The sequence below is a fragment of the Atopobium sp. BS2 genome (genome assembly GCF_000565075.1).
Classification (GTDB): domain Bacteria; phylum Actinomycetota; class Coriobacteriia; order Coriobacteriales; family Atopobiaceae; genus Lancefieldella.
The window spans coordinates 1-7278 of the sequence record NZ_JDFG01000005.1 but is presented as its reverse complement, the minus strand read 5'-3'; the positions used below and the strand labels follow the sequence as shown (position 1 = coordinate 7278).

8 protein-coding genes are annotated in these 7278 nt (G+C 48.2%); 6 read left to right on the top strand and 2 right to left on the bottom strand.

Annotation, left to right across the window (positions count from 1 at the left end):
• The 3 genes from HMPREF1492_RS07515 to HMPREF1492_RS00485 form a co-directional block, all read left to right on the top strand.
• Nucleotides 1-472: helix-turn-helix domain-containing protein (locus HMPREF1492_RS07515; protein WP_232215570.1), on the top strand; the 472-nt coding region annotated here is incomplete at its 5' end.
• A gap of 76 nt (nucleotides 473-548) precedes the next feature.
• Nucleotides 549-1079, top strand: a complete 531-nt coding sequence (locus HMPREF1492_RS07510) for an IS30 family transposase (RefSeq protein WP_198014320.1) — start codon at nucleotides 549-551, stop codon at nucleotides 1077-1079.
• Between the two features lie 31 nt (nucleotides 1080-1110).
• Entirely contained in the window at nucleotides 1111-2277 is a 1167-nt protein-coding gene (locus tag HMPREF1492_RS00485) for a glycerate kinase family protein (protein ID WP_035433308.1), read from the top strand.
• 14 nt (nucleotides 2278-2291) lie between these two features.
• On the opposite strand, the gene HMPREF1492_RS00480 is transcribed toward HMPREF1492_RS00485, so the two are convergent.
• Nucleotides 2292-2609 carry a hypothetical protein gene (locus tag HMPREF1492_RS00480; RefSeq protein WP_035433311.1) on the bottom strand — a complete coding sequence of 106 codons (318 nt, stop codon included), beginning with the start codon at nucleotides 2607-2609 and terminating at the stop codon, nucleotides 2292-2294.
• A 302-nt stretch (nucleotides 2610-2911) separates the two neighbouring features.
• Nucleotides 2912-4003 carry a glycerol dehydrogenase gene (locus HMPREF1492_RS00475; protein WP_035433313.1) on the bottom strand — a complete coding sequence of 364 codons (1092 nt, stop codon included), beginning with the start codon at nucleotides 4001-4003 and terminating at the stop codon, nucleotides 2912-2914.
• Between the two features lie 267 nt (nucleotides 4004-4270).
• Between HMPREF1492_RS00475 and ettA the strand changes: the two genes are divergently transcribed.
• The 3 genes from ettA to HMPREF1492_RS07500 all read left to right on the top strand — a co-directional run bounded on the left by ettA (nucleotide 4271) and on the right by HMPREF1492_RS07500 (nucleotide 7272).
• Entirely contained in the window at nucleotides 4271-5950 is a 1680-nt protein-coding gene (gene ettA, locus HMPREF1492_RS00470; RefSeq protein ID WP_035434869.1) for an energy-dependent translational throttle protein EttA, read from the top strand.
• Nucleotides 5951-6239: 289 nt separating this feature from the next.
• The gene (locus tag HMPREF1492_RS07845) at nucleotides 6240-6665 is read left to right on the top strand and encodes a helix-turn-helix domain-containing protein (protein ID WP_156924068.1); all 426 of its coding nucleotides are present in this window, start codon (nucleotides 6240-6242) and stop codon (nucleotides 6663-6665) included.
• 76 nt (nucleotides 6666-6741) lie between these two features.
• Nucleotides 6742-7272: an IS30 family transposase gene (locus HMPREF1492_RS07500; protein WP_156924064.1), complete on the top strand. Its 531-nt coding sequence runs from the start codon at nucleotides 6742-6744 to the stop codon at nucleotides 7270-7272.
• Nucleotides 7273-7278 lie beyond the last annotated feature (6 nt).

Sequence of the window (7278 nt, the reverse complement as noted above, 5' to 3'; positions counted from 1 at the left end):
TGCTAGTGCAACAACAAAAGACAAGGTAGTGACCCATGGGTCTACAATGGCGCTTACGACAACGATCATTGAAAGGATTTCCATGGGTCACTATAGCCATCTTAGCATTGAAGAGCGCGAAGACATTATGGTCTGGTGGAAAAATCATGAAAGTATAAGCCAGATTGCTCGTAAGCTCGGACGAAACAAATCAAGTATTTCACGAGAGATTAAAAGAAACGGTTGGACAATCATTGGAGTGGCGCATCTGTGCTATAGAGCCTCGACTGCTCAGAGAAAAACCGATGTTCGACGCCAGGCTTGCAAGAAACGCACCCTACTCGATGATCCAAGCCTTCGTGCACGTATTGTCTTTCTTATCTGTAGTCGCCACTTCTCACCTGAGCAGATTGCAGGCAGACTACACTTAGAACTTTCCTACGCTCCTGTCAGCTGTAGCACTATATATAGAGCCATACACTCGGAAAACTAGACTGTGAACTTCCAGGTGTACAGTCTGTACGTAGAGACTTAGACACCGAGGTAAACGACGGCATACAAAACACCTCATAGAGCGCAGAGGAAAAATACGGATAACTCATGAACTTGTCGAAAGACCAAAAGAGGTTGCAGATCGCCAACGCATTGGAGACTGGGAAGGTGATACCGTCATCGGTAAGGCCAAAGGGCCACGCCTGGTCACACAAGTTGACCGTATGAGCGGCTACCTTGTTGGTGGCAAAGCTGCATCAGGGTCTAGTGCTGATGTCAATGTAGCTATACAGCAAGCTTTGAGAGGTGAGGTAGTAAAAACCATAACGCTTGATCGTGGATCTGAGTTTGCTCGAGCAGCAGAACTTCAAGAAGCTATTGGGGTAAGTATCTACTTCTGTCTTCCACATCATCCCTGGCAAAGAGGTACCAATGAAAATACCAACGGTCTCATCAGGGAGTATTTCCCAAAAGGCACAGACCTCTCATCGATTAGCGATAAAGAGATTGAGGCAGTATATAATGAGCTCAATCTGAGACCACGTAAGCGTCTGGGTTGGAAGTGCCCTTGGGAAGTCTACCATCACCAAACGTTGCACTTGCTTTGAGAATTCAAGGTCATAAAGGATGTCTTTTGCGATGAAATCTCCGGCTGAAAGTTCTTCCAGAACAGAGTTCTCCGTTCTTCTCGCAGCGGATTCATTTAAGGGCTCGGCATCAAGTGAAGCCATAGAGAAGTATCTTGAGGCTGGTGTGCTCCGTGCATTGCCTCATGCGCAGATAAAGAAAGTTCTTATCGCCGATGGAGGTGAAGGAACCGTTGATGCGTTTGTCTCTGGATGTGGTGGCAAGGTTAAATCAGTGCAGGTAGAAGATCCCTTTGGACGCCCTATTGTTGCTCGGCTTGGCATGCTTCCCAATGGGTGCGCCGTGGTTGAGACGGCAGAAGCTGCGGGCATAAGGTTTTCGAGCTGTACTGATGAGGATGCGAGACGAGCTTCAACGTATGGAGTGGGGCAATTACTTCGAGCGGCTCTAGACCTTGGTGTCCATCGAATATATGTTGGCCTTGGTGGAAGCGCTACTTCTGATGGCGGATGCGGGATGGCTGAGGCTCTCGGTGCGCTGTTTTTAGATACGTCGGGAAAACAGGTTATTCGAGGTCTAGAAGGTCTGCCGTATATTGCTCATGTTGATATGAGCCACTTTGATAGGCGCGTGTATGATACTGAAATTATTGCCCTGAGCGATGTCAATAACCCGCTTTCTGGAAAACACGGTGCCATTTATACCTTTGGACCACAGAAAGGACTTCTTTTCTCGCGTCTGCGTGAGTATGACGACCGGATGCGGCACTACGCTCACACGGTATCGGCTGCTACAAAAGATAATCATGCATTGTCAACCGGAGCCGGTGCGGCAGGTGGACTTGGTTTTGGACTTCTTTCATTTTGCGGTGCTGCGGCGATGTCGGGTATTCAGGCTCTTCTCGATGCCGTTCACTTTGACGAGCAACTACAAGGTGTCAACTTGGTAATTACCGGAGAAGGTCGTATGGACAACCAAACGGCGTATGGAAAAGCGCCGGTAGGGGTTGCACGACGTGCGGCGCTGCAAGGTATTCCAACGTATGCCGTTGTGGGATCACATACAGAGGATATCTCCAAAGTACATGAGGTCGGTATTCAACAAGTTTTTGCGTCAGCACCAGCGGGTCTTTCGTTAGAAGAATGCATGAAAAGGACACCGGAAGACGTTTCGACTGCGGCTGAACGTGCAGTAAGGTCTTTTATACGGAAATTTTGACCAACATCGCTTCATTAGGGTTTGATGTGCACTCCCGAAACAACATTAATCGCAAGCCATATGTCAAAAAATGTTAGCGCAAGGGCGATAACGGTAAATGTGGCCGGAAGGTAAAAACGCTTCTTCGTTATCACGTGGTTCTTTCTGTCCTTGAGCCACCAAATAAGTGTGCGTATAAGACTGATTGCCACGATAACCCACGCAATAAAAATCAAGATAGCGATAGGAAAGGCCCAAGAATTAACTAAAGCCTCGAGGGATTCGATCGTATAGCCAAAAATGGCCGCAACGAATATGACGGGAAAATAAAAAAGCAGAAGTAACATCCCCATGACAAACCTCCTTGTGTATTGCATTTCTGGCTGCTCTTCTAAATAGTATAGTTCGCTCGGAGTGTCGTTTTCTTAAGAATAGATTAAGAGTTAATGACGTTATGGTGAGTTTGTCATGTGCTGTTTATATCAGTTGTATGACTGCTTACGAATCTGTTTGAGCCATTGCTTTCGCTTCTTTTTTATATTCAATTTAAGAAGTTTCGGTATTTACCAAGTGTGGCAGAAGAGGTTTTGTGGCCCCTTCTGCCAATGGTACGTGCGGTAAGGATATCCTTACGAGAATCTTAATTTTTTGATGGTTATGCACCTAAAGCTGCGCGACCATATGCATCGGCGGCCAAGAGAGCATTTGCAACCTTCTCGGGTGTGACTTCAAACGGCATGTTATGAAGCGTGTCATTTTCAGCGCATGCAAGCGTAGCCACTTCAAGTACGCGCTCATAGGTAACATCCGTTACGCCAAGCTGCTTGAAGGTAACGGGCAATCCAATCTCAACGCAGAAATCAAGAACATCGTAGAGCTCATCAGCATTCTCAAGAACGAGCTGTGTAATCGTGCCGAAGGCAACCTTTTCTCCATGGTACATGGCATGCGTTTCGCTCATGGCAGTCAGGCCGTTGTGAATGGCGTGGGCACCTGCGAGACCTGCTGATTCAAAGCCAAGGCCGGAAAGCAGCGTATTTGCCTCGATGATCTTCTCGACAGCTTCCGTACAAGCACCTGCTTCAAGTGCAAGCTTAGCTTTAACGCCTTCGTCCATAAGGGTCTCATAGCAAAGTGTTGCCAAAGCCATTGCGGCATTGGTAACTTTGCCGCCAGCGCATGTACCTGCATCGGAGCGCTGGCATGCGCGAGCTTCAAAAAATGTGGCAAGTGCATCGCCCATGCCAGAGACGGTCAAGCGAACGGGGCTCTTGGCAATTACCTCGGTGTCCATAAGTACCAGGTTAGGATTTTGCTTAAAGAATTGATACTCTTTGAATTGACCTTCGTCAGTGTAAATGACAGAAAGGGCAGAGCATGGTGCGTCCGTGGCTGCAATGGTTGGCACGATAATGACAGGAAGATCTTTTGTAGCGGCCACGGCTTTTGCGGTATCAAAGATTTTACCGCCACCGACACCGACTACCACTTCGGCGCCACAGGCATCAAGCACCTGCACAAGGCGGTCAATCTCAGCCTGTGAGCACTCTCCATTAAAATTGTCATAATGAAGTTCAACTTTTGCATCCTCAAAACTCTTTGAAATCACATCGCCGGAGCGCTTAAGTCCACCGGCCGTGATGATGACAAGTGCGCTCTTTCCGTAGGCTTGAGTATATTCTCCCAGCTTGGCAAGCTCCCCCGGACCTTGAATGTACTTGCTTGGACTAATAAAGATACGTGCCATTTCCCACTCCTTTCAGTTGAGACATTCCGTATGCCTCAAAATGACTATAAAAATGATAGTTCTTCTTCTTCGATTAATTCGTGAGATATGTATAACGTCCATATTGCAAAAGACTCTGTGCCATATGGTTATGTCAACCTGTTTTCCCTCTTTTGCTCCTTCATGCGATAATAAAACGAGAAATGCGTCCGCGTGCCTACCATGTATGTTCTTCTCGACACGTCTGTTGCAGTGTCGATGGTATGGTCAGATCAAAGGAAATATACCATGGCAGAGTTTGTTTATCAAATGTACCAAGCACGTAAAGCAGTCGGAGATAAAGTCATCCTCGATGATGTCACCGTCGGTGTATATCCTGGGGCAAAGATTGGTGTTGTCGGCCCTAACGGTATGGGTAAGTCTACACTCCTTAAAGTCATTGCCGGTCTTGAGACGCTTTCCAATGGAGAAGCCCGTTTGACACCGGGCTTTACGGTGGGACTTCTTCAGCAGGAGCCTCCGCTTGATGAAGATAAGACCGTCAAGGAAAATATTGAGCAGGCGTTTGGCGAGCTTCTTTCTCAGATTGCCCGTTTTAACGCAATAGGCGAAGAAATGTCTAGCCCTGATGCGGACTTTGATGCCCTGATGGTAGAGATGGGGCAGTTGCAGACAGAGATTGATACCGCCGACGGTTGGGACTTGGACAGTCGGCTTTCGCAGGCGATGGATGCACTACAGTGTCCGGATTCGGACGCCCCAGTGGCACATCTTTCCGGTGGCGAGCGTCGCCGTGTGGCGCTGTGTCGCCTGTTGCTTGAGGCTCCTGACTTGCTGCTTTTGGATGAGCCAACAAATCATTTGGACGCAGAGTCCGTGCTCTGGCTTGAAAAATTCCTCCACGATTATCCCGGTGCCGTTATGGCTGTAACGCATGATCGCTACTTCCTTGATGATGTTGCGGAATGGATTTGCGAAGTTGATCGTGGGCAGCTCTATCCCTATGAGGGCAATTATTCAACGTATCTGGAGAATAAGGCCGCACGACTTGAAGCACAAAATCAGCAAGATGCCAAACGTGCCAAGAAAATGCGGGCAGAGTTGGATTGGGTCCGCTCGTCTCCCAAAGCCCGCCAAGCAAAGAACCGTGCACGACTTGATCGCTACGAGCAGATGGAAGCAGAGGCCCGTGCGTCGAAGAAGCTTGATTTCACTGAAATTCAGATTCCTGTGGGGCCACGCTTGGGACAAAAAGTCCTGGACGCTAGTCATTTACATAAGGCGTTTGGCGATCATGTGCTTATCGACGATCTTTCCTTTAGCTTACCGCGCAATGGTATCGTCGGTGTCATTGGCCCTAACGGCGTGGGAAAGTCAACGCTCTTTAAGATGATCGTGGGGCAGGAGCCTCTTGATTCCGGTGCACTTGAAGTAGGTGAATCCGTCAAGCTGTCCTATGTTGACCAGCTGCGCTCCGGCATTGATCCAAATAAGACCTTATGGGAAGTGGTTTCCGACGGTAATGACTTTATCAAGGTGGGGGATACGGAAATCCCCAGCCGCGCCTATGTGGCAAGTTTTGGTTTCAAAGGTTCCGATCAGCAAAAGCGCGCCGGTGTACTTTCCGGGGGCGAGAGGAACCGTCTGAACTTGGCTCTTACGCTCAAGCAGGGGGGAAATTTGCTGCTTTTGGATGAGCCTACCAATGACCTTGATATCGAAACCTTGGAAAGCTTGGAAGCGGCTCTTGAGCGTTTCCCGGGATGCTCGGTAGTTACCAGTCACGACCGTTGGTTTTTGGATCGCATTGCCACACATATCTTGGCGTGGGAGGGCACGGACGAAAATCCCGGGCACTGGCATTGGTTTGAAGGCAACTTTGCATCGTACCAGGCTGATCGCGAGAAACGCCTTGGGCCTGAAGCCGCAAGTCCGCACCGCCTTCACCGCAAACTTACGCGCGATTAGAGAGCTTGCGTCACGGTTTACGTGCTGTTATGTGACTGGAGTATATACAGCTTTAGGCGGCAGCACTCTTATATGAAACTCTGCGGTGTGCTGTCTAAATCAGTATGGCGTGGGTATCGTATACAACGGATGGCGAGCGCATACAAGTACTTCTCGCCAAAATATTTGCGTTTGAAAGGGGCATATGATGGCACTTGATTCTAAAGTTGGAGAAATTCTTAACAAACAGACTTGAATTCTCATTGTAAGTGCAACAACAAAAGACAAGGTAGTGACCCATGGGTCTACAATGGCGCTTACGACAACGTTCATTGAAAGGATTTCCATGGGTCACTATAGCCATCTTAGCATTGAAGAGCGCGAAGACATTATGGTCTGGTGGAAAAATCATGAAAGTATAAGCCAGATTGCTCGTAAGCTCGGACGGAACAAATCAAGTATTTCGCGAGAGATTAAAAGAAACGGTTGGACAATCATTGGAGTGGCGCATCTGTGCTATAGAGCCTCGACTGCCCAGAGAAAAGCTGATGTTCGACGCCAGGCTTGCAAGAAACGCACCCTACTCGATGATCCAAGCCTTCGTGCACGTATTGTCTTTCTTATCTGTAGTCGCCACTTCTCACCTGAGCAGATTGCAGGCAGACTACACTTAGAACTTTCCTACGCTCCTGTCAGCTGTAGCACTATATATAGAGCCATACACTCGGAAAACTAGACTGTGAACTTCCAGGTGTACAGTCTGTACGTAGAGACTTAGACACCGAGGTAAACGACGGCATACAAAACACCTCATAGAGCGCAGAGGAAAAATACGGATAACTCATGAACTTGTCGAAAGACCAAAAGAGGTTGCAGATCGCCAACGCATTGGAGACTGGGAAGGTGATACCGTCATCGGTAAGGCCAAAGGGCCACGCCTGGTCACACAAGTTGACCGTATGAGCGGCTACCTTGTTGGTGGCAAAGCTGCATCAGGGTCTAGTGCTGATGTCAATGTAGCTATACAGCAAGCTTTGAGAGGTGAGGTAGTAAAAACCATAACGCTTGATCGTGGATCTGAGTTTGCTCGAGCAGCAGAACTTCAAGAAGCTATTGGAGTAAGTATCTACTTCTGTCTTCCACATCATCCCTGGCAAAGAGGTACCAATGAAAATACCAACGGTCTCATCAGAGAGTATTTTCCAAAAGGTACAGACCTCTCATCGATTAGCGATAGAGAGATTGAGGCAGTATATAATGAGCTCAATCTGAGGCCACGTAAGCGTCTGGGTTGGAAGTGCCCTTGGGAAGTCTACCATCACCAAACGTTGCACTTGCTTTGAGAATTC

Bases quoted from the DNA above. Each gene is read 5' to 3' on its own strand.
- HMPREF1492_RS00485 (WP_035433308.1), top strand. From the start codon at position 1,111: ATGAAATCTCCGGCTGAAAGTTCTTCCAGAACAGAGTTCTCCGTTCTT.
- HMPREF1492_RS00480 (WP_035433311.1), bottom strand. From the start codon at position 2,609: ATGGGGATGTTACTTCTGCTTTTTTATTTTCCCGTCATATTCGTTGCG.
- HMPREF1492_RS00475 (WP_035433313.1), bottom strand. From the start codon at position 4,003: ATGGCACGTATCTTTATTAGTCCAAGCAAGTACATTCAAGGTCCGGGG.
- ettA (WP_035434869.1), top strand. From the start codon at position 4,271: ATGGCAGAGTTTGTTTATCAAATGTACCAAGCACGTAAAGCAGTCGGA.
- HMPREF1492_RS07845 (WP_156924068.1), top strand. From the start codon at position 6,240: ATGGCGCTTACGACAACGTTCATTGAAAGGATTTCCATGGGTCACTAT.